At 72.1% G+C, this 22091-nt stretch carries 19 protein-coding genes; 10 read left to right on the top strand and 9 right to left on the bottom strand.

Annotation, left to right across the window (positions count from 1 at the left end; all coding sequences use genetic code 11):
- Positions 1–99: 99 nt before the first annotated feature.
- Entirely contained in the window at positions 100–531 is a 432-nt protein-coding gene (locus AC5L3C_RS06020) for an NfeD family protein (protein ID WP_493647419.1), read from the top strand.
- A gap of 4 nt (positions 532–535) precedes the next feature.
- Complete coding sequence (locus AC5L3C_RS06025) at positions 536–1594, top strand: SPFH domain-containing protein (RefSeq protein ID WP_125502995.1); 1059 nt, start codon at positions 536–538, stop codon at positions 1592–1594.
- An 18-nt stretch (positions 1595–1612) separates the two neighbouring features.
- Here AC5L3C_RS06025 and AC5L3C_RS06030 read toward each other — a convergent pair whose 3' ends face one another.
- Both AC5L3C_RS06030 and AC5L3C_RS06035 read right to left on the bottom strand, forming a co-directional pair.
- Positions 1613–2545 carry a hypothetical protein gene (locus AC5L3C_RS06030; protein ID WP_125502998.1) on the bottom strand — a complete coding sequence of 311 codons (933 nt, stop codon included), beginning with the start codon at positions 2543–2545 and terminating at the stop codon, positions 1613–1615.
- The gene (locus tag AC5L3C_RS06035) at positions 2545–2955 is read right to left on the bottom strand and encodes a hypothetical protein (protein ID WP_493647421.1); all 411 of its coding nucleotides are present in this window, start codon (positions 2953–2955) and stop codon (positions 2545–2547) included. Before AC5L3C_RS06035 ends, AC5L3C_RS06030 begins: the two co-directional genes overlap by 1 nt.
- 56 nt (positions 2956–3011) lie before the next feature.
- Here AC5L3C_RS06035 and AC5L3C_RS06040 point away from each other — a divergent pair, with 56 nt between their 5' ends.
- Positions 3012–6539 carry a CHAT domain-containing protein gene (locus AC5L3C_RS06040; protein ID WP_493647423.1) on the top strand — a complete coding sequence of 1176 codons (3528 nt, stop codon included), beginning with the start codon at positions 3012–3014 and terminating at the stop codon, positions 6537–6539.
- A 3-nt stretch (positions 6540–6542) separates the two neighbouring features.
- On the top strand, positions 6543–8021 hold the full coding sequence (locus AC5L3C_RS06045) for a tetratricopeptide repeat protein (protein ID WP_493647425.1): 1479 nt from the start codon (positions 6543–6545) through the stop codon (positions 8019–8021).
- 132 nt (positions 8022–8153) lie between these two features.
- On the opposite strand, the gene ssuE is transcribed toward AC5L3C_RS06045, so the two are convergent.
- Positions 8154–8729, bottom strand: a complete 576-nt coding sequence (gene ssuE, locus AC5L3C_RS06050; RefSeq protein WP_493647427.1) for an NADPH-dependent FMN reductase — start codon at positions 8727–8729, stop codon at positions 8154–8156.
- Between the two features lie 561 nt (positions 8730–9290).
- On the opposite strand from ssuE, the gene AC5L3C_RS06055 reads away from it, so the two are divergent.
- The 5 genes from AC5L3C_RS06055 to AC5L3C_RS06075 all read left to right on the top strand — a co-directional run bounded on the left by AC5L3C_RS06055 (position 9291) and on the right by AC5L3C_RS06075 (position 14508).
- Complete coding sequence (locus AC5L3C_RS06055) at positions 9291–10331, top strand: ABC transporter substrate-binding protein (protein WP_493647429.1); 1041 nt, start codon at positions 9291–9293, stop codon at positions 10329–10331.
- Between the two features lie 5 nt (positions 10332–10336).
- A complete protein-coding gene (locus tag AC5L3C_RS06060; RefSeq protein ID WP_493647431.1) occupies positions 10337–11173 on the top strand; it encodes an ABC transporter ATP-binding protein in 837 nt (278 codons plus the stop codon).
- Entirely contained in the window at positions 11170–12096 is a 927-nt protein-coding gene (locus tag AC5L3C_RS06065) for an ABC transporter permease (protein ID WP_493647432.1), read from the top strand. The genes AC5L3C_RS06060 and AC5L3C_RS06065 overlap by 4 nt, the downstream gene beginning before the upstream one ends.
- A gap of 64 nt (positions 12097–12160) precedes the next feature.
- Positions 12161–13516, top strand: a complete 1356-nt coding sequence (locus tag AC5L3C_RS06070; RefSeq protein WP_493647434.1) for an LLM class flavin-dependent oxidoreductase — start codon at positions 12161–12163, stop codon at positions 13514–13516.
- Positions 13517–13608: 92 nt separating this feature from the next.
- Positions 13609–14508, top strand: coding sequence for a TauD/TfdA dioxygenase family protein (locus AC5L3C_RS06075; RefSeq protein ID WP_493647436.1), 900 nt, complete (start codon positions 13609–13611; stop codon positions 14506–14508).
- Between the two features lie 21 nt (positions 14509–14529).
- On the opposite strand, the gene AC5L3C_RS06080 is transcribed toward AC5L3C_RS06075, so the two are convergent.
- From AC5L3C_RS06080 to AC5L3C_RS06100, 5 genes are all read right to left on the bottom strand, one after another.
- On the bottom strand, positions 14530–15042 hold the full coding sequence (locus AC5L3C_RS06080) for an O-acetyl-ADP-ribose deacetylase (RefSeq protein WP_493647438.1): 513 nt from the start codon (positions 15040–15042) through the stop codon (positions 14530–14532).
- Positions 15039–16448 (bottom strand): phytoene desaturase family protein, encoded by a 1410-nt coding sequence (locus tag AC5L3C_RS06085; protein WP_493647439.1) that lies wholly within the window; start codon positions 16446–16448, stop codon positions 15039–15041. The genes AC5L3C_RS06080 and AC5L3C_RS06085 overlap by 4 nt, the downstream gene beginning before the upstream one ends.
- Before the next feature lie 100 nt (positions 16449–16548).
- A complete protein-coding gene (locus AC5L3C_RS06090) occupies positions 16549–17397 on the bottom strand; it encodes an inositol monophosphatase family protein (RefSeq protein WP_493647441.1) in 849 nt (282 codons plus the stop codon).
- A 123-nt stretch (positions 17398–17520) separates the two neighbouring features.
- Positions 17521–19347 (bottom strand): gamma-glutamyltransferase family protein, encoded by a 1827-nt coding sequence (locus AC5L3C_RS06095; protein WP_493647443.1) that lies wholly within the window; start codon positions 19345–19347, stop codon positions 17521–17523.
- 113 nt (positions 19348–19460) lie between these two features.
- Positions 19461–20063, bottom strand: a complete 603-nt coding sequence (locus tag AC5L3C_RS06100) for a helix-turn-helix domain-containing protein (RefSeq protein ID WP_493647445.1) — start codon at positions 20061–20063, stop codon at positions 19461–19463.
- A 115-nt stretch (positions 20064–20178) separates the two neighbouring features.
- Between AC5L3C_RS06100 and AC5L3C_RS06105 the strand changes: the two genes are divergently transcribed.
- On the top strand, positions 20179–20778 hold the full coding sequence (locus AC5L3C_RS06105) for a class I SAM-dependent methyltransferase (protein WP_125503038.1): 600 nt from the start codon (positions 20179–20181) through the stop codon (positions 20776–20778).
- A 193-nt stretch (positions 20779–20971) separates the two neighbouring features.
- Here AC5L3C_RS06105 and AC5L3C_RS06110 read toward each other — a convergent pair whose 3' ends face one another.
- Positions 20972–21970, bottom strand: coding sequence for an NADP-dependent oxidoreductase (locus AC5L3C_RS06110; RefSeq protein WP_125503040.1), 999 nt, complete (start codon positions 21968–21970; stop codon positions 20972–20974).
- Positions 21971–22091 lie beyond the last annotated feature (121 nt).

Consider the following 22091-nt stretch of genomic DNA (forward strand, 5'->3'; position numbering starts at 1 on the left):
CCCATGGGTAAAATGGGAGCAAAGGTGCCGGTTGTCATCCCTAACAGCCGGCACCGCGGTTCATGCCCTCGAACCCGTACCGGTGAGAAGAGGCGCGTCATGGACGCATGGCTGATCTGGCTGATCGTCGCGGCCGTCCTGGCAGTGGCGGAAATCTTCACCCTCACTGCCGCCCTGGGCATGCTGGGGGTGGCCGCGCTGGTCACCGCGGGAGCCGCGGCGGCCGGGCTGCCCGTGGGACTGCAGTTCCTGGTGTACGCGCTCGTCGCCGCCGGCACACTGCTGTTCGTACGTCCGCTCGCGCTGCACCACCTGCGCCCGGCCGAGACCACGCGCTTCGGCACGGACGCCCTGATCGGCAAGCCCGCCTATGTCCTGTCCGACGTGACGGGCACCGGCGGCCGGGTCCGTATCGACGGTGAGGAATGGACGGCCCGCAGCTACGACGAAACCCTCGTGATCGCCTCCGGAACGACCGTCGACGTCATCGAGATCAGCGGCGCCACCGCGCTCGTCTACCCCCGGGACTGAAGCCATGGACATCTCCGCCTCCCTGCTCGCCGGCCTGATCATCGCGCTCTTCGCGATCTTCACCGTCGTACGGGCTGTCCGCATCGTGCCGCAGGCACGCGCTCGCAACGTCGAGCGGCTCGGCCGCTACCACCGCACCCTCACCCCTGGGCTGAGCCTCGTCATCCCGTACATCGACCGGGTGCACCCCCTCATCGACCTGCGTGAACAGGTGGTCTCCTTCAAACCGCAGCCGGTCATCACCGAGGACAACCTGGTCGTCGAAATCGACACCGTGCTGTACTTCCAGGTCACCGACCCGCGTGCGGCCTTCTACGAGATCGCCAGCTTCCTGCAGGCCGTCGAGCAGCTCACCGTGACCACGCTGCGCAACGTCGTGGGCTCGATGGACCTGGAGAAGACCCTCACCTCGCGGGACACCATCAACAGTCAGCTCCGCGGGGTGCTGGACGAGGCCACCGGCAAGTGGGGGCTGCGGGTCAACCGCGTCGAGATCAAGGCCATCGACCCGCCGCAGTCCATCAAGGAGGCCATGCAGAAGCAGATGCGGGCCGAGCGGGACAAGCGGGCGGCGATCCTCGGGGCCGAGGGGCAGCGGCAGTCGCAGATCCTCACCGCCGAGGGCGACAAGCAGGCGGCCGTTCTGCGCGCGGAGGGCAACCGGACCGCCGCGATCCTCGAGGCCGAGGGCCAGTCCCGGGCCATCGACGAGGTGTTCCAGGCCGTGCACCGCAACGATCCCGACCCCAAGCTCCTCGCCTACCAGTACCTCCAGGCACTCCCCCAGCTCGCGAAGGGCTCCGGCAACAACTTCTGGGTGATCCCCAGCGAGATCACCTCCGCGCTCCAGGGCGTGTCCAAGGCCTTCACCGAAGTGCTGCCCCCGTCCCCCGCCACCCGGGAGAAGCCCTCGGACGACGAGAGCGCCGCCAAGGCCGCCGACGACACCGCGCAGGCCGCCCAGGCGGCGGCGGAGGCCGTGGCGGACGCCGCGGAGGCCGACACACCCGGAAGCCTGAGGCACCGGGGTCTGACCGGGGGGAGCGAGAACGGCGCGGCGTGAGGACCGGGCGCTCGTTGTTCAGGTGCCTGACGCCCCCACCCGCAGAACGCGGATGACGCGGTCGGCCACGGCGGCCGAGAACGTGTGGGGACACGCCACGCCCAGCCGCCTGGCGGTCTCCCGGAGATACAGGTCCACCGTGCTCTCCACCAGCGGCACCAGCGTGTCGACCGCCGCGCGCCCCCGGCGGTGCCCGGTGAGCAGCAGGAGCAGTCCGAGGACGGCCGCGGGCCACCAGTGCGTGAGGGCGGCGACGGCCAGGAGTCCCGCACCCCACGCGGCCGTCCGGCACGCCCCGGCCAGCGTGTCCCGGACGCCCTGGATGTCGTCGCGCACCTGGCCGTCGGCGACCGACCAGATGTGCGGCCATATCTCGGCCAGGTCCATCCGGTACCGCCGCGCCACCCGGTCCGCGGCGCCCGCCATGCGCTGCGCCATCCAGGTGGGCTGGTCCGGCTCCCGTTCCGAGTAGGCGTCCCTGCGGGACCGCAGGCGCCGTAGTTCACCGGCACGGTCGGGGGCCGCCACACCGCGGAGTCTGCTGCGCGCCAGTTCCTGCCGCGCTTCCGCCTCGGCCGTGCTGTAGGCCCGCGCCCTGCGGTCCCAGCGCCACAGCCGCCACCGCACGAGCGGCCGCGCCCACCGGCCGGTCCCGGCGGGCAGCCACAGCCGTTCGACCAGTCCGCCCGCGGAGGACGCCGCCAGGCCGGCGACCGCCGCGCCGAGGAGCACGACCGCCGCGGCCATGATCAGTCCGGCGGGCTCCTGGTACGTCCTGTCCGTGCTCACGGACGTCACATAGGCGCGGAGGCGGTCGGGATCGAGCGCGTGGGTGAATCCCTGGTGCCGTCCCACGAGCACGCACGCCACGAACAGCAGGCCCGGCCCGAGAAGGACGGTCGCCCAGCGTTCCGCGGCCTTCTTGGACAGTTCCTGCAGGAAGGTGTTCATCAGGCCAACCGCACCCGCTCGAGCGGCTGTTCGGCGAGCGAGCACCGTGCCGCCGCTGACTCCACACGGTCGCAGCGTTTCAACGGGCAGACGTAGCAGAAGACTTCGGTGTCACGCTGCTGCACGCCGGGCAGCGGGCTCCATGAGCGGTTCGGCCGGGTGAGTCCGTGCAGGCCGATGGCGGCGAGGGCCTCGTCGATGGCGTCCAGCACCGCCGCCAGCCGGTCCGGATCGGCGTCCTCCTGCCGCACCAGGGCGGTGAAGGTGTCGAACAGTTCCTCGGCACCGGCTTCTTCGAACATGTCCGCGAGATCGCCATTTCGGCCGTTTTCCCGGCACAATCGGTGTACGCGCTCGGCCAGTTCCACGGATACCGCATCATCGTCGCGAGGTGTGGCGTGATCGGTCACGGGCCGAGAGTACCGAGACACGCCCTGAACGGCGTCGGAACAGAACAACGGGGGGCATGATGCGGCAGGTTCTTCTCGCGCGCGTCCAGCGGCGCGTCACCATGGCGGCGAGCGGCGCCGACGCGGAGACGGTGCTGTCCCGTGAGGCACTGGCCGAGGCCGCGGCACTCCTGGCCCGTCACCGTGCCCCGGGCGTCGACCTGCCCGCGCTGCACGCCTGCGGCTTGTTCTTCTTCCATCGCGCCCTGAGACAACAGGGCAGCCCCTCCGGTGTCCGCGACTCCGCGGCGGCGGCCCACCTGCTCGCCGCGGTGAGCGTGACGGCCCCGGACAAACTGCCACCGCCCTTTCGAGTCCTCTATCGCCGACTGGGCACGGACCCACGTGAGTTGTTCTCCACGAGCACCGGGTTCACCACCGACCCGCTGGTGTGGTGGGACCTGGCACTGGAGACCATGCGCGGTGCCCCGGCCTCGATCGAGGTTCCCCATCTCCTCCTCGTCGCCGACGTCTTGCGCCTCAGCCGTCTGTCGGCGACCCCCGAGCACCCCCAGTACGCCGACATCATCTCCGCGCTGGGCGTGCATCTGTGCCAGCTGCGGTCGGCGACGCGGGACACGTCGGTGGCGGCCGAGGCGTTCGAGGTCTGCGGCATCGCCCTGGAGCTGCTCCCCGAGGACAGCTCCGGGCGCCCGCTCTTCCTGCGCAACCACGGCAGGGAGGCGATCGTCCTGGCCACGGAACTGGACGATGCCGCCGCGGCGCGGGCGGCCGTCGAGAGCTGCCGGGCGGCCGCCCGACTCCCCGACGCCGACGGCAGGGACGGGGTGAACCTGGGCAGCGCCCTCGTCCAGTGCGCACGCCTCACCGGGAACGAGCAGCTGTACCGGGAAGCACTCCAGACGTACCTGCGGGTCGCGCGCTCCTCGCCGGAACTGCGCACGACGGCCGTCAGCAATCTCCGGTCCCTGCTCGGGCGGCTGCTCCAGGAACCCGGACACCGGGACATGGTCGCCGAGTTCTGCCGGTCGGTCCTCCCCGAACCGGGCACGGAGACCTACGCCGACAGCCCGGTGCTGCACGCCGCGTGGTACCTCGAGAACACACCGGCGCGGAACGGGCACGCGCCGCCGGACCCGGCCGCCATGGTCGACCTGACGCGCCGGCTCCTGGCCGTGGCCCTGGACGACGCCGGCCGGCGGGACGCTTCCCTGGCCGCGTCCACCGCCCTGCATCAGCACGCCCAGCTGACCCACTCCGCCGCCGAGGCGCGCGAAGCCATCGCCCTGGCCCGCACGGGCCTCGACCTCAACGCACGCCTGGACCCCTCCCAGGAGTTCTTCTTCCGGCACGCACTGGCCTCGGCCCACGGTGTGCTCTACGAGGTGACGGGGGACGCCGAAGCACAGCGGGAGGCGGTCCACCAGGGGCGGCTCGCGGTGGACGGCCTGGACGGCGCGGACGACGTGCAGCGGGCCTCCGCACTCGCTCAGTACGCCGGCGTCCTGCACCGCTACGCCGCACGCATGGCCGACGGTCCGCGGCTGCACGAAGCCCTGGCCCTGCAGCGCCGGGCGAGCGACATCCCCGGCCTGCCCGACGGCCTTCGCATCACTCTGCTCTGCGGACTCGCCGGGATGCTCACCGATCTCCACGTCCTGGAGCGTCCGGAGACGCCGGACGCGCTCCGCCAGGCCGTGACGGCGGCCGAACGGGCACTCTCCCTCGCCGGACCCGGCAACCCGAGATGGGCCCACTTCGCCCGCCACGAACTCATGCACGCCAGAAGGCTGCTGGGTGAGGCGGAGCGCGACCCCGGCCTGCTGCGCTCCGTCGTCACGCTCGCCGGGGACATTCTCGGGGCCGACGAGAGCACGCTGGTCAAAGGGATCGCCCACACCGCCGAACTGGAACGTGCGCGTGCCCTCGGCGCACTGGCCCGCATGGACGACGGCGACGACGACCGGCGGGCCGCACTCACCGGTCTGGCCCACGTCGCGGGCTCCGCGGAGATACGTCCCTGGGTCCGCATGCAGGCCGCCGTCGCCCAGTTGCAGCTGTCCGACCACAGCGAACCCGAGTCGCTCGACCGCGTCGCCACAGCGGTCGAACTGCTCCGTCTCAACGTGGCATCGGGTGCGCTGTGGGACGACCGGGCCCACGTGGTGCGGACGTTCGCCGAGCTCACCGACGAGGTCGTGCTGACCGGACTCGGCTCCGGCCGGCCCGAGCGGACCCTGGAGTTGCTGGAGAACTGTCGCGGGCTCCTGTTCCAGGACCTCGGCGCCGGTTTCCGCCTCGCTCCCGAACACGCCGCTGTCAGGGCGGAGATCGAGGAGCTGGCGGACCGGCTGCGCGCCCTGGACGCCAAGGACCGCGCCGCACAGGGCGGCGTGGACGAACGCAGGGAACTGAACCGCGAGATCGTCGCCGAGCGCGCGGAGCTGATGAGGGAATGGCAGCGCCTGGAGGGACTGGTCCCCCAGGAGGACTCCCCCGACCTCGCCCTGCTGGCCGCCGAGGGCCCGGTCGTGGAGGTGGTGTCGACCACCGAGGGCGGGTACGCCTTCCTGGTCACCGGCGACAGCGCCGAACCGGTCCGGGTGCTCCCGCTCCCCGGGCTCGACACCGCCACGGCTCACGACCGGGTACTGACCTTTCTGACCGCCCGCGAGTACGCCACCGAGGACAGGTATCCCGGCCGGGTACGGCTGCTGGCGCAGGGGGAGGTGCGGGCCACCCTCGACTGGCTCTGGGAGGCGGCGGCCCGTCCCGTCCTCGAGGCCCTCGGCCTCACCGCCGCGCCCGAGGGCACATGGCCCCGCCTGTGGTGGTGCCCGGTGGGTTTCCTGGGCCACCTCCCCTGGCACGCGGCCCAGCCGGCCGAGGGGGACGGCGTACTCGACCGGGTGGTGTCGTCGTACACCACCAGTCTCCGCTCGCTGCACTTCGCGCGGAGCATCCCCCGGGCGGATCAGGGCGAGCGGGCGCTGATCGTCGCACAGCCCGAGGTGGCGTCCGCGGAGCCGTTGCGCGGGGTGGAACGGGAGATCGCGGCCGTGCGCCGGTACGTGCCGCAGTCGACGCTGCTGGAGAAGGCGGAGGCGACGAGGGCCCAGGTGCTCGAGGCGCTCCAGTCCCACTCGGTCGTCCACCTGGCCTGCCATGCCGAGAGCGACATCCACACCCCCGGCCGGAGCCGGCTCCTCCTCGTGGACCACGAGGAGTCCCCCCTGACCCTGGCCGACCTGGCGGGGCTGCGGCTCGCCGGGCGTGAGCTCGCCGTGCTGTCGGCGTGCAGCACCTTCCAGATCGCTCCCGCGCTCGCGGACGAGGCCCTGCACATCACGGCGGCCTTCCAGCAGGCCGGGTTCCGGCACGTGGTCGGTGCGATGTGGCCCGTGGCCGACGATGTCGCCACGGCCGTGTCCGAGCGGTTCTACGACCGGCTCACCGGCGGGGGCGCGCATCCGCCGCGGACGGATGACGCCGCCCGGGCGCTGCACGACGCCGTGTCGTCACTGCGTGCCCAGTACCGAGCCGCGCCCACCAAGTGGGCTTCCTTCGTCCATGTGGGGGCCTGAGACATGACCGACGTCGACCGTCTCTCCGTACCGGCACGCGCACTGCTGGGCCGGGCCGTCTGGCTGGCCCCCGAGCACGTGCCCGACGACCTAGTCGCGGCGCTGTCCTCGGAGGGACCCGGCGGCCCGGACGGCCCGGACGGCCCGGACGGCGTCGTCGCCGAACTCGTACGGGCCGGCTTCGTCGCACCGCACCCGGACGGCGGCCTCGTACCCGATGCCCGGGCCGCCGAGTCCGCCCGGTCCGGCCTCGACGACGGCAGCCAGGTCGACGCCGTTCTGGCGCTGGGACGGTACCTCGGCGAGCGGGACTCCCCCGGCGAAGTGGCGCGCTGCCTGACGTTGCTACCCCACCTGGCCCACTGGGCCGGGCTCACCCGTCCCGAGGACGACATCGTCGACGGCGCCATGCTGCTGAACCGGGTCATCGTCCTCCTGCTCCACCAGCGGATCAGCGAGCCGGCGCTGCCGCTGGCCGAGCGTTATGTGCGCACCTGCGAGCTGCACGTGGGCACCGACGACCCGAGGACGTGGGGCGCCCGGTCCCTGCTGGCCTCCGTCCTCGACCAGTGCGGCCAGGTCCGCCGGGCCGCACGGCTCGCGGAGCAGGTGATCGCCGGCGTCTCGGCGGCCCACGGCGAGGACCACCCCCAGGCGTGGAACGCCCGGCAGAACCTCGGAGCCATGTACATGCGGCTGGGGGAGTTCGACCGCGCGGCCGCCCTCGTCCGGCAGCTCATCGACCATCACACGGCGGTGTCGGGACCGGGGGACCGCATGACCCTCATGGCGCGCCACAACCTCGCCGTGATCCTGCGGTCGGCAGGCAGGCTCGCCGAAGCGGTGGAGATCTGGCAGGAGTGCACGCCCGACTTCGACCGGTTCCTCGGCCCCACCGACCCGGACACCCTGGACGTACGCCACTCCCTCACCGACGCACTCGAGGAGCAGGCCGGACTCGACACCGACGGCATGAGCCTGGAGGACGCCGAGCGCATGCTCGCCCACGCCTCCGGGGAGCCCGGCCGCGTCACCCAGCGGAATCTGAGCGTACGGCTCCACCGCGCCACCATGCTGCGGAACCAGGGGCGCCTGGACGAGGCGGAGTCGGAGTTCGGCAGCGTCATCACCCTGGGAAGCGCGGAACTGGGACCGGGACACCCCCTGGTCGTCTCGGCCCACTACCGCCTCGCCCTCGTGCACGAACTCCGCGGCCAGGGCGACCGGGCGCTGGAGACCGCCGAACGCGGCCTGCAGGAAGGTGTGCGCTCGCTCGGCAGGAAGCACCAGGAGACCCTGCTCTCCGTCGTCGCCGTCATGAGTCTGCTCGCCAAGCGGAAGCGGACGGCCGAGTTGCAGCAGATGATCGAGGAATGGCTCGCGGACATCATCGAAAGCTGGGGCTTCGGCCATCCCGCCGTCCGTGAGCTGGCCAGACAGCGCTCCGGCCTGGCTCTCTACGGAACCGAGTGGGCCGGGTAGGCGCCCCGCCTTTCGAACAGCACTCGGGGACCGCCCGCGCCACGCCCGGCGGGCCGACGGGCGCCCGCTGACGTGTCCGGCTTTCGGCCGCACCTTTCACAGGGCTGAACCAGGCGTTCTACTGGGGCACGCTCAGGCCGCCTGTGCCGCCCGGCCGGGGTCCGCGACGAGGGACGTACGGCTGCCGAGGGCGTCGGAGAACTGGTCGACGACCTGTGCGAGGGCCTCCGCGGCGCCCTGGGTGACCGTCAGGGTGCCGTCGTCGCCCACCGTGAGCTCCTTGTCGAGGGTGAACCAGCCCTGGACGATGTGCGCGGCGCCCATGGAACTGAGCACCGGGCGCAGTGCGTAGTCGATCGCCAGGACGTGTGCCGTCGTTCCCCCGGTCGCCAGCGGCAGGATGGTCTTGCCGGCCAGACCGTACTGCGGCAACAGGTCCAGGAAGGACTTCAGCAGCCCCGAGTAGGCGGCCTTGTACACGGGCGTGCCGATCACCACTCCGTCGGCGCGGGCGAACAGTCCGGCGGCCTCGACGATCGCGGGGTGCCGGACGTCGGCGCCGAGGAGCGCCTCGGCGGGGAGGGTGCGGACGTCCAGCGGGATCACCTCATGGCCCTGGGCGGTGAGCCGGCCGTCCAGGTGGCGCAGCAGGCGGGCGGTTCGCGAGGTGGCGGAGGGGCTTCCGGAGACGGACAGGACGGTGGCCATGACGGACCTTTCGCAGAGGTGTGTGAGGTACCGGGGGTCTGCCGTGGGACGACGGCGTGCCGCACCCGGTGGTGGTGGTGAAGGGATATGACGGGCTCTCAGATGTCCGGGCCCTGCCCCACAATTGAGCAGCACCCCGGGCTTCTCGTCAACTACCGCCCGAATACCGGACCGGTGAACTCGACAGTTCCCGTAGGGACCGCCGGTGGATTGTGAACGCAACGCTTCAGCCGTATGTCAAATGGTTCAGGATATGAGATGCCGGTGCGGACCGCATTGACGCGACCTGGCCCCACTGCGACTCTTTCGAACGTGAGCATGCCCGAAAACCTCACCGCGCGGCTGCATGTCGACCTCCGACTCCAGGCCAGCGCCATCTGTGCCGTCGCCCGCTGAACACACCCCGACGGCACGGCTCTTTCCCTTTTCCTCCTTCACTATCGGCCGGGTTTTCCCCGCTGTCACCAGCCCGTGCCGCGGCAGCCTGCCCCGGGCTGCCCATTCCCCTGCCGGTAAGGGCTTTTTCCGCGTCAATCATCTCGCGTCAACAGGAAGTCTCCCATGACCACCACCGCGTCGACCCGACGTCATTTCCTCTCCCTTCTCGGCCTTTCCGCGATGGCGGTGAGCTGCGGCACCACGGCCGGAGCGGCGTCCGGACGGCAGACCAGGACGCTCCGGTACCAGGGCTGGGCCGGCCAGGTGACCCTGCCGGAACTGGCCGAGGACCTGGGTTTTCTGGAGGACGTGAAACTGGAGTGGGTCGGCAACACCATCAGCGGACCGCAGGACATCCAGTCCGCGGCCACGGGCCAGGTCGACTTCGGCGGCGCGTTCAACGGCGCGGTCGTCAAACTGGCGGCGAACAACGCCCCCGTCAAGGCCGTCATCAGCTATTACGGATCCGACAAGTACGCCTACAACGGCTTTTACGCCCTCGAGGACGGCCCCCTTCGCACGGCCAGGGACCTGGTCGGCAAGAAGGTGGGGATGAACACGCTCGGGGGCCACGCCGAGGCCCTGCTCGACCTCCATCTGCGGCGGGCCGGCCTGCCACGGGCGGAGATCGAAAAAGTCGAGCCGCTCGTCGTGCCCCCGGTGAACACCGAGCAGGCACTGCGCCAGAAACAGATCGACGTGGCCGTACTCAGCGGCATTCTGCGCGACAAGGCGGTGGCGGCGGGAGGCGTCCGCCTGCTGTTCACCGACTACGAACTGCTCGGCGCTTTCAGCGCGGGCACCTATGTGATGACGGACCGTTTTCTCTCGCGGAATCCGGACACCGCGCGAACCTTTGTCACCGCCGTGGGGCGGGCCATCGAATGGTCGCGCACCACACCCCGCGACGAGGTGGTGGCCCGGATGACGGACATCGTGAAGAAGCGCGGCCGCAACGAGGACACCGCGCCACTCGCGTACTGGAAGTCCTTCGGCGTCGCCGAAAGGGCGGGTCTGATCACCGGCAAGGAACTGCAACTGTGGATCGACTGGCTGGCCGACCGCGGCGACATCGACAAGGACCGCGTCACGCTGTCGGACCTCTACACGAATGACTTCAACGGCAACAAGGCGTCCTCGGCCGCGACGAAGAGCGGGAGCTGATTCCCATGCCGGACACCACCAAGCCCAAGATCGTCTTTGAGCACGTACGGAAGGAATTCACCGTCAAGGACCGGACCGGGACCCGGCAGACCACGCGGTTCACCGCCCTGGAGGACATCGATCTGCGCATCGAGGCCGGTGAGTTCGTCGTCCTGGTCGGCCCCAGCGGCTGCGGGAAGTCGACCCTGCTCGATCTGCTCGGCGGCCTCACCCGGCCGACCGGCGGGCGGATCCTGCTGGACGGCGATCCGGTCACCGGACCGGGCCTGGACCGGGGCATCGTGTTCCAGCAGTACGCGCTGCTGCCGTGGCGCACGGCGCAGGGCAACGTCGAGTTCGGCCTGGAGGCCAGGGGCGTCCCGCGACGCCGACGCGCCGCCCGGGCGCGGGAGTTCCTCGACCTGGTCGGTCTCTCCGGCTTCGAGGACCGTCATCCGCACGAACTGTCGGGCGGGATGCGGCAGCGGGTGGCGATCGCCCGCAGCCTCGCCTACGACCCCGACGTACTGCTGATGGACGAGCCGTTCGCCGCCCTGGACGCCCAGACCCGGGAGTCGCTCCAGGACGAACTGCTCAGCGTCTGGCAGCGCACCGGCAAGACGATCGTCTTCATCACGCACGGCATCGACGAGGCCGTCTATCTGGGCGGACGCGTCGCGGTCATGACGTCCCGGCCGGGACGCGTCAAGCAGATCGTGCCGATCTCACTCGGCTCCCGTACGGCGGCGGACGACCTCCGTTCCAGCCCGGAGTTCGCGCGCCACCGGCACGAGATCTGGACCCTGCTGCACGACGAGGTGGCCAGGGCCCAGCAGTTGGAGAAGGAGGAGGCTTCCGTATGAGTCCCGCAACCGCCGCGGAGCGGACCACCGCACCGAACGTCCGGGCAGGGTCCGGCGCTCCGGCGTCCGCGGAGTCCGCGTCGTCCGAGGCGGCGCCCTCCGCGCCGCGCCGGGCACCGTCCCGGGCCCTCCGGGTCCGCCGGACGCTGCGCCGGCTGCCGTATCTGCTGGTCACCGGAGCCACCCGGTCCGCGGCGATCGTGGCCCTGCTCCTGCTGTGGGAGACCGCATCGCGCCTCGCTCTGGTCGACCGGACCTTCCTGCCCCCGTTCAGCGAGGTGGCCCAGGCCTGGTGGGAGCTGGCCGCCGACGGCCGGCTCGCCGACAACGCCCGGGCCAGCCTGGTGCGTTCGTTCAGCGGGTTCGGCCTCGCCGTGGCCCTCGCCCTGCCGCTCGGGCTGCTGATCGGCTGGTACCGGCCGGTCGCCGACCTCCTCAATCCGCTGCTGGAGGTGTTCCGCAACACGGCCGCCCTGGCCCTGCTGCCCGTGTTCGTCCTGCTGCTCGGCATCGGCGAGACCTCGAAGATCTCCATCGTGGTGTACGCGTGCACCTGGCCGATCCTGCTCAACACCATCAGCGCCGTCCGCACCGTCGATCCGACCCTGCTGAAGCTGGCGAAGTCGATGAACCTCTCCGCGCCCCGGCTGTTCCAGAAGGTCGTCCTGCCCGCCTCGGTGCCGGTGATGTTCACCGGCATCCGGCTGGCCGGGGCGGTGTCGATCCTGGTGCTGGTCGCCGCCGAGATGATCGGCGCCAAGGCCGGACTCGGCTACCTGATCAACTCCTCGCAGTACAACTTCGCCATCCCCCAGATGTACGCGGGCATCATCACGATCTCCGCCATCGGCGTGCTCTTCAACCAGTTCCTGGTGGCCGTGGAACGGCGGCTCACCTCCTGGCGCCGGCCGGCCGGCGGCTGACCCCGGCCGACGCCCGCGCCCCCGTCATCCCGCGTCACCCCACCCCTTCGAACCGAGGAACCCCATGCCCGCCACCACGCCCCGCCAACTGCACCTGAACGCCTTCCTGATGAACGCCGGCCACCACGACGCCGCCTGGCGCCACCCCCGTACCCAGCCCGAACGGATCACCGATCTGCGCTACTTCCAGCAGCTCGCGCGAACCGCCGAGCGCGGACTGCTGGACTCGGTCTTCCTCGCCGACGGTCTCGCCCTGTTCGGCAAGGTCCGGCACAACGCCCTCGGCGGCTTCGAACCGCTCACCCTGCTGTCGGCCCTCGCGGCCGTCACGGAGCACGTCGGCCTGGTCGCCACGGTCTCCACCACCTTCAACGAGCCCTTCCACACCGCCCGCAAGTTCGCCTCCCTCGACCACCTCAGCGGCGGCCGGGCGGGCTGGAACATCGTCACCTCCGGCACCGTGGACGAGGCCCGCAACTTCGGACAGGACCAGCACCTGGAACACCGGCTGCGCTACGAGCGCGCGCGGGAGTTCGTCGACGTCGCCACCAAGCTGTGGGACAGCTGGGAGGACGACGCGATCCTGCTCGACCGTGAGCGCGGTGTCTACGCCGACACCGACAAGGTGCGGGCGATCGATCACCGCGGGGAGTACTTCGGGGTGCGGGGACCGTTGAACGTCTCCCGCTCCCCCCAAGGGCGCCCGCTGCTGGTGCAGGCCGGTTCCTCGGAGGACGGCAAGGAGTTCGCCGCCCAGTACGCCGAGGCCGTCTTCACGGCCCAGCAGACCCTCGCCGACGGCCAGTCCTTCTACAAGGACCTCAAGTCCCGGCTCTCGAGGTACGGCCGCGCCGAGGACCAGGTGCTGGTACTGCCCGGCATCGCCCCCGTCATCGGCTCGACCGAGGCGGAGGCCCTGGCGCTGGAACGGGAACTGACGGAACTCCAGGTGCCCGAGTACGGGATCGCCCAGCTGTCCGGGATGCTCGGCACCGATCTGACCGGGCTGCCGCTGGACGGGCCGCTGCCCGAACTGCCCGAGGAACGGGACATCAACGGCAACAAGAGCCGTTTCACCCTGGTCGCCGAACTCGCCCGCCGCGACGGCCTCACGCTGCGCGAACTCATCGCCCGGCTCGGCGCGGGCCGCGGTCACCGGGTGTTCGCGGGCACCCCCGAGCAGATCGCCGACCAGCTCGAGGAGTGGTTCACGCACGGCGCCGCCGACGGCTTCAACATCATGCCGCCCCTGCTGCCGGGCGGTCTGGAGGACTTCGTCGACCATGTCGTGCCGATCCTCCAGCGGCGCGGACTGTTCCGCACCGAGTACACCGGCCGCACCCTGCGCGAGCACTACGGCCTGGACCGCCCGGCCGTCCCGCCCGCGCCGGCGGGTGCGGCTGACCGCAGGACCGCCTGACCCGGCCGGGACACCACCGGCCCACCGCCCCTCCACCGATCACCCATCACCCATCACCCATCACCGAACGCCACCCGGAAGGAACACCGCACATGACCACCAGCACGGGCTTCGACCTCCGCAGGATCGGCGGCCGTATCGGCGCCGAGGTCCTCGGCGTGGACCTGTCCGCCGGCCTCGACCCCGCGATCACGGCCGAGATCCACTCCGCCCTCCTGGAGCACAAGGCCCTCGTCTTCCGCGACCAGCAGCTCGACGACGCCGGCCAGCTCCGCTTCGCCTCCCTCTTCGGCGAGCTCACCACCGCCCACCCCACCGTCCCCTCGGTGGACGGCCAGCCGAACATCCTGCCCGTCGACGGTGACGAGGGCATCCGCGCCAACCAGTGGCACACCGACGTCACCTTCGTCCGTACGCCCCCGAAGGCGTCCACCCTGCGCGCCATCGTGGTCCCGCCCTACGGCGGCAACACCCTCATCGCCAATGCGGCGGCCGCCTACCGGGACCTGCCCGAGCCGCTGCGGGAGCTGGCCGACCGGCTGTGGGCGGTGCACTCCAACGACCACGACTACGCGGTGCCCCGGTCGCAGAAGGCGGCCGAGTACCGCAAGCGTTTCGTCTCCCGCCCCTACCGCACGGTCCACCCGGTCGTCCGCGTCCACCCCGAGACCGGGGAGCGCGGCCTGTTCATCGGCGGCTTCGCCCAGAGCCTCGTCGGTTTCGGCTACTCCGAGTCCCGTGATCTGCTGCGCGTCCTGCAGTCGTACGTCACCCGCCCGGAGAACATCGTGCGGGTGTCCTGGACCCCGGGCGACCTGGTGATCTTCGACAACCGCAGCACCCAGCACTACGCCCCCGACGACTACGGCGACCTGCCGCGCCTGCTGCACCGGGTGACCGTCGCGGGCGATGTCCCCGCCGGGATCGACGGCACCCTCAGCCATGTTCTCGAGGGTGACGACGCCTCCCACTACACCCCCGCCGTGGCCTGACCCGCCGGCCGCGCCGGGGGGTCAGCGCAGCCGCGCGGCGAACGCCGCGTGGGCGCGGTCGTCGAAGAGGACGAAGGTGACCTCTTCGACGGCCGTGTCCGCCGCCCGGACCGTCTCGAGGGCGATGCGGGCCGCGTCGTCCATCGGCCAGCGGTAGACGCCCGTGGAGACGGCGGGGAACGCGACCGTGCGGGCGCCGAGGTCGTCGGCGACGCGCAGGGACTCGCGGTAGCAGGAGGCGAGGAGCGCGGAGCGGTCCTCCGTCGCGCTGAACACGGGGCCCACGGTGTGGATCACCCAGCGGGCGTCCAGGTCGCCCGCGGTGGTGGCGACCGCCTGGCCGGTGGGCAGGCCCTTGCCGTACCTCGAGGCGCGGAGTCTGCGGCACTCCTCCAGGATCGCCGGGCCGCCCCGGCGATGGATCGCGCCGTCGACGCCTCCCCCGCCCAGCAGGGAGGAGTTGGCCGCGTTGACGATGGCGTCGGCGCTCTGGCGGGTGATGTCGCCCTGGACGAGCGTGATCGTGGTGGTCATGTCCGGCGGAGCCTCCTCCAGACCGCCTTCGCCGCGTTGTGTCCGGACATGCCGTGCACGCCGGGCCCTGGCGGGGTGGCGGACGAGCAGAGGAACACGGCGGGGTGCGGGGTGGCGTAGGGGGACAGGGAGAGCTTCGGGCGCAGCAGCAGCTGGAGTCCGGAGACGGCGCCGGTGGCGATGTCGCCGCCGACGTAGTTGGCGTTGCGGGCGGCGAGTTCGGGCGGTCCGGCCGTGGCGCGGGCCAGCACCCGGTCGCGGAACCCGGGGGCGTAGCGCTCCAGTTGGCGTTCGATGGCGTCGGTGAGGTCGCCGGTCCAGCCGTTCGGCACATGGCCGTAGACCCAGAAGACGTGTTGGCCGGCCGGGGCGCGGGTGGGGTCGGCGACGCCGGGCTGCACGGTGATGAGGAACGGCGCGTCGGGGGCCCGGCCCTCCTTGGACGCGGCGCGCAGCGCGGCGCCGATCTCGGCGCTGTCCGCGCCGATCTGCACGGTGCCGGCGGCGCGGGCCTCGGGGGCGGTCCACGGTACGGGGCCGTCCAGCGCGTAGTCGATCTTGAAGACGCCGGGGCCGTAGCGGTAGCCGGCGTAGTGGCCGCCGAATCCGGCGATCCGGGCCAGGGCCGTGGGCGAGGTGTCGAAGACGTACGCGCGGGCGGGCGGCAGGTCGTCGAGCCGCTTGACCTCGAAGTCGGTGTGGACGGCGCCGCCGAGGTCCTTCAGATACGCGGCGAGGGCGTCGGAGATCGCCTGGGAGCCCCCGCGGGCGACGGGCCAGCCGCGGGCGTGCGCGGCGAGGGCGAAGACCAGGCCGACGGCGCCGGTGGCGAAGCCGTTCAGGGGGGCCATGACGTGGGCGACGAGGCCGGCGAACAGGGTGCGGGCCCGCTCGTCGCGGAAGCGGCGGGTGAGCCAGGTCGACGGGGGCAGGCCCAGCAGGCCGAAGCGGGCGAGGGTGACCGGGTCGCGCGGCAGGGCGGTCAGGGGCAGGGACATGAAGTCGCGGACGAGGCTGTCCCACCGGGGCAGGAAGGGGGTGACGAGGCGGCGGTAGGCGCCGGCGTCCCGCGGGCCGAAGGAGGCGGCGGTCTCCCCCACCGACCGGGACAGCACGGCCGCGGTGCCGTCGGGGAAGGGGTGCGCCATGGGGAGGGCGGGGTGCAGCCACTCCAGGCCGTAGCGGTCCAGCGGGAGGTCGCGGAACGCGGGCGAGTTGACGGCGAGGGGGTGCGCGGCGGAGCACGGGTCGTGGCGGAAGCCGGGCAGCGTGAGCTCCTCGGTGCGGGCGCCGCCGCCGACGGTGTCCCTGGCCTCGAACAGGGCCACCGAGAAACCGCGCCTGGCCAGCTCCACGGCTGCGGTCAGGCCGTTCGGCCCCGCACCCACCACGACCGCATCGAGCATCGACGGCACCTTCGGACTCCTTTGTCAGCCGGCGGCCACTGGGGGTTCAGGATATGCCGGGCACTCGGCGGACTTCCGGGGCCTTCGGCACGGGGACGGGTCAGGCGCCCGCCGACAGCAGGGAGACCACGCGCCGCGCGGTGGCCGCGTCCCGGGCCGCGGTGAAGGGCAGGGCGTTGCCTCCCCTGATGTCGAAGGGGCTGCCCGCGCGGGTGAGGTGGGTGCCCCCGGCCTCCGCCACGAGCAGCAGCCCGGCCGCGTGGTCCCACGCGGCCTCCCAGGAGAACGCGGTGGCCTCCGACGTACCGCGGGCGACGGCCAGGTACTCGAGGCCGGCCGAGCCGCAGGGGCGCGGGGCCACGCCGTCGGTGCGCAGGCCGAGCAGGGCGCGCTTCTGGGTGTCCGTCGTGTAGTCCGGGTGGGAGGTGGCGACGCGCAGCGCGCTGCCCGGGTCCGGGGAGCCGGCGCGCAGCGGCTTGCCGTCGAGGAGGGCGCCCTGTCCCCGGACGGCCGTGGCGAATTCGCCGCGGGCAGGGGCGTAGGTCCAGGACGCGTGCACCACGCCGCGCAGGGCGAGGGCGACCAGGGTGCAGAAGCCGGTGTCGCCGCGCACGAACTGGCGGGTCCCGTCGACGGGGTCGACGATCCAGACCGGGGCCTCGCCGCGTATCGCCTCGTAGGAGGCGGGATCGGCGTGCACCGCCTCCTCCCCCACGACGACGGAGCCGGGCAGCAGGGCGGCGAGCGCCCCGGTGAGATACAGCTCCGCGTCGCGGTCGGCGTCGGTCACCAGGTCGTGCGGGCCGGTCTTGTGGTCCACCTCGTGCTCGGCGAGGCGGCGCCAGCGCGGCATGATGTCCTGCGCCGCCGCCTTGCGGACGGTCGCCTCCACGTCGGAGGCGTGCCGGGCGAGAAACTCGTCGATGGTTTCACTGTGGTTCTCGATCATGACTCCATGAGAGCACGCCGCACTGACATTCCCGTCCCTCCCGGTGCACTCCGGGTGGAATCAGTGGGAAATCGGGGTGCCGACCCCTCGCGCCATGGGCTCCCTGCCCCTGTCTTCCTGGGCTCAGCGGCCCACCGCGTAACCCTGCTGGCCGCGCGGATTGGCCGCCCCGGAGAGGACGCCGGTGGCCGGGTCTCGTGCGACGGCGCACAGCCGGCCCTCCGACCAGGCGTCGCCGACGGTCACCTCGTGGCCGCGCCGGCGCAGCGCCTCCACCACCGCCGGGTCGGTGCGGGACTCGACGGTGACACTGCCCGGGCGCATGCCGCGCGGGTAGAAGGAGCCGGGGAAGCTGTCGTTGTGCCAGTTCGGGGCGTCGATGGCGCCCTGGAGGTCGAGTCCGCCGCGCACCTCGGCGCGCAGGGCGACGGCGAGGAAGAAGTGCAGCTGCCACTGGTCCTGCTGGTCGCCGCCGGGGGTGCCGAACGCCATGACGGGCACGCCGTCGCGCAGCGCCAGGGACGGTGTGAGGGTGGTGCGGGGGCGCCGGCCCGGGGTGAGGGTGTTGGGCAGGCCCTCCTCCAGCCAGGTCATCTGCAGCCGGGTGCCGAGCGGGAAGCCCAGCTCGGGCACGATGGGGTTGGACTGGAGCCAGCCGCCGCTGGGCGTGGCCGCGACCATGTTGCCCCAGCGGTCCACGATGTCCAGGTGGCAGGTGTCGCCGCGGGTGCCGCCGTCGGCGGAGACCTCCGGCTCGCCGGGCACGGGGGACGTGGGGCTCTTGGCGACCGTGGGCTCCCCGACGCCCATCGGGACGGAGCCGGGGTCGTCGGTGACCACCACGCGCGCGCGGGTGCTGAGCCGGGGTATGCGTCCGCCGGGGCTGCCCGGCCGCAGGTCGTGGGAGGCGCGGGGGCCGACCTTGGTCCGCCGCTCGGCGTTGTACTCGGCCGACAGCAGGTCGTCGAGCGGCACCTCGGCCGCGTCCCCGTACCAGGCCTCGCGGTCGGCCATGGCCAGCTTGCAGCCCTCGATCAGGAGGTGCAGGTAGTCGGCTGAGCCGTAGCGGGGCAGCTCGGGCGGGAGCAGGGCGAGCTGCTGGAGCAGCACCGGGCCCTGGCTCCAGGGTCCGGCCTTGCACACGGTCCAGCCGTCGTAGTCGTACGTCACCGGGTCCTCGTAGCCGGCGGACCAGCCGGCGAGGTCGTGGGCGGTCAGTGTGCCGGTGTGGTGTGCGCCGCTGGTGTCCAGGGTCGGGCGCCCGGCCTGCCGGACCAGGGCCTCGGCTATGAACCCGTGGCGCCACACCTCCCGCGCGGCGTCGATCTGCGCCTCCCGGTCACCGGCCCCGGCGACCTCGGCGAGCAGCCGCTTCCAGGTGGCGACGAGGGCGGGGTTGCGCAGCAGCTCACCGGGGCGCGGGGACCGGCCGCCCGGCAGATACACCTCGGCCGAGGAGGTCCACTCCGTCTCGAACAGCTCGCGCACGGTCTCGACGGTCTGGCCGATCCGCTCCACGGGCGGGTGCCCGTCCTCGGCGTACCCGATGGCGTACTTGAGCACGTCGGCGAGCGGCTTGGTCCCGTGATCGCGCAGCAGCAGCATCCAGGCGTCGAAGGCGCCGGGCACGGCCGCGGCGAGCGGCCCCGTACCGGGGACGAGGTCCAGGCCGAGCCCGGTGTAGTGGGCGACGGTCGCCCCCGCCGGTGCCACGCCCTGCCCGCACAGCACCCGTACCTCACCGCCGGCCGGCGCGAGCAGGATCGGCACCTCGCCGGCCGGGCCGTTCAGGTGCGGCTCGACGACATGCAGCACGAAGGCCCCGGCCACGGCCGCGTCGTAGGCGTTGCCGCCGTCCTCCAGCACGGCCATCGCCGACTGCGAGGCCAGCCAGTGGGTGGAGGACACCATGCCGAAGGTGCCCTGAAGGGTGGGGCGGGTCGTGAACATACAGCCTCTCACCTCGTCGTACGTGGAGCGGCCCGGGCGCCGGGCACGCAGGAGAGGTCGCCCGCTCCCCCGGCAGGCTATCGACCGCCCCGCGCGCCTTCCATGCCCCCTGTTCAGCGTGGAGGGGTTTCCCCGGGGCGGTGGCTGGCCCTGATGTGGACGCGTTCGCCCTGCGGGCCGAGGATGCTGAGGAATTCCACCGGGCGTTCGTCGGCGTTGCCGAACCAGTGCGGGAGGTGGGTGTCGAATTCGGCGACCTCGCCCTCGGTGAGGATGAAGTCGTTGTCACCGAGAACGATGCGCAGGCGGCCTCGCAGGACGTAGAGCCAGTGGTAGCCCTCGTGGGAGCGGGGGTCGGGCTCGCGGCCGTCGGTCAGGCCGGCGGGCAGGATGTGCTTGAACGCCTGCAGTCCCCCGGGTGTGCGCGAGAGCGGGACGACGGTCATGCCATTGCGGGTGAAGGGCTGCGGATACACCCGGGGGTCCAGCTCGGTGGGCGCGCCGATCAGCTCCTCGACCGGCAGCCGGTAGGCGCGGGCCAGCGGCAGCAGCAGTTCCAGGCCCGGTTTGCGCTGCCCGGATTCGAGCCGGGACAGAATGCTGATCGGGATGCCGGTGGTCTGCGACAGCGCGGTCAGGGTGACACCGCGGCGCCGCCGCAGCTCGCGCAGCCGTGGGCCGACGGCCGCCAGCACTGCCTCCACATCGTCGTCCATACCTTCACCCTGCCCGTGCTTTTCGGTTTCCGCAAAGAGCTTTGCCCACTCGTCGAATCGGCAGCACCGTGACGGTGCACCCCCGCCGTCCAAGCGACCGAGGAGAACCGACCCCGTGGACGCTCAGCACTGGGACGACATGTACCGCAGCCGGGAGCACGTGTTCAGCGGCAGCCCCAACCCGGTACTCGTCGGCGAAGTCACCGGCCTGACACCGGGCCGGGCTCTCGACGTCGGCTGCGGCGAAGGAGCCGACGCACTCTGGCTGGCCCGGCAGGGCTGGCAGGTCACCGCCGTCGACATCTCCGCCACCGCCCTGCGACGCGCCGCCGCAGCAGCCGACCCCGGCCTCCGGGCCCGCGTGTCCTGGCAGCAGGCCGACCTCACCGTCACCCCGCCCCCGGCCGCCGGCTTCGACCTGGTGTCCCTCCACTACTTCCCGCTCCGCCGCCGCCCCGGCCACACCACGCTGCGCCGCCTGCTCGACGCGGTCGCCCCCGGCGGCACGCTGCTCTTCGCCACCCACGCCCGCGACGGCCTCACCGCCTCCGGCGACTTCGATCCCGCCGACTACTACCAGCCCGACGACATCGCCCCACTCCTCGCCCCGGACTGGACCATCCTGGTCCACACCACCCGCCCGCGCACCGGACCGGCCCCGGCGGGCACCCGCCACACCCACGACACCGTCCTGCGCGCCGTGCGCCGGCCGTAGGTCCGCCCGCATCAGCCATCGCAGGACCTCGCGTTCGGCCCGGGCAGGACGTCCGAGTCCGGTGCGCGGGGGGCGCCCTCCCTGGTGAGGTCCACCCGCGTGCAGGCAACACGATGTGTGCTCGACGCGGCATGTGGCGTATCTGCTCGGGCGCGCACTCACTGACGCCCCGGCGCCTACCCGCGGTGCCGGCTCACAGCTGGACGACGACCTTGCCCTTGGCATGGCCCTGTCCGAGATAGGTGAACGCCTCGGGGATCCGCGCGAACGGGAAGACCCGGTCGGTCACGGTCTTCAGCCTTCCCTCGGTGACGAGGTCGGCCAGCACGGCGAGGTCCTGGCCGCTGGGGCGCATGAACATGAACCGGTAGTTGACGCCCTTCTTCCGAGCCCGGCGACGGATCCTGGCGCTCGCCGCCCTCAACGCGGCGGTCACCACCGGGCCCGCGCCCCTCTCGCGCCCGGCGGCCGGATCGGGGATGCCCGCGACGGAGGCCGTCGTGGCTCCCCGCTTGAGGATGTCGAAGCTGTCCGGCAGGTCCTGCCCGCCGGTCAGGTCGAGGGCGCCGTCGTAATCGCCGAGGATGTCCTTGAACCGCTGCTCGTGGTAGTCGATGACCGTCCCGGCCCCGAGAGAGCACACCAGTTCCTCGCCGCGGGGCGACGCGGTAGTGGCCACCTCGGCCCCCATCCAGACGGCGAGCTGGAGGGCGAGGGTGCCGACGCCCCCGGCTCCGCCGGAGATGAACACCTTGTCCCCCTTGGCGACGCCCACCACGTCACGAAGCGCCTGCAGGGCGGTCAGCCCGGCCAGTGGCAACCCCGCCGCGTCGGTGAAGTCCAGGGACTCGGGCATCCTCGCCACCAGTGTCTCGTCCACGACGGCGTAAGGGGCACAGGCGCCGAGCTGGGTCTTGTCGACCCGGGCGAACACCCGGTCGCCGGCCGCGAAACGGGTGACGCCCGCGCCGACCGCCTCGACCACGCCGGCCAGCTCGCTGCCCGCCACCAGGGGGAGATCGAGGCGGGTCAGCATCTTCAACCTGCCTTCGCGGACCTTGATGTCGATCGGGTTCAGCCCTGCCGCCCGCACCCCGATGAGCACCTGGCCGTCGTCCGCCGTCGGCTCGGGGACGTCCCGGAACTCCATCGCGCTCGCGTCCCCGTACCGGGTCAGCACGTATGCCTGCATGTCGGCGCCCTGCCTCCACTGTCATATGCCCTTGTCGGCGTGCAGCAAGAGTGCGGCAAGGCACGGGTGGTCCCTCTCCTCGGCGGTGCGTGGCTGAAGTGGGGGCGGAAGGTGGCTTGTT

The sequence above is a fragment of the Streptomyces speibonae genome (genome assembly GCF_984686075.1).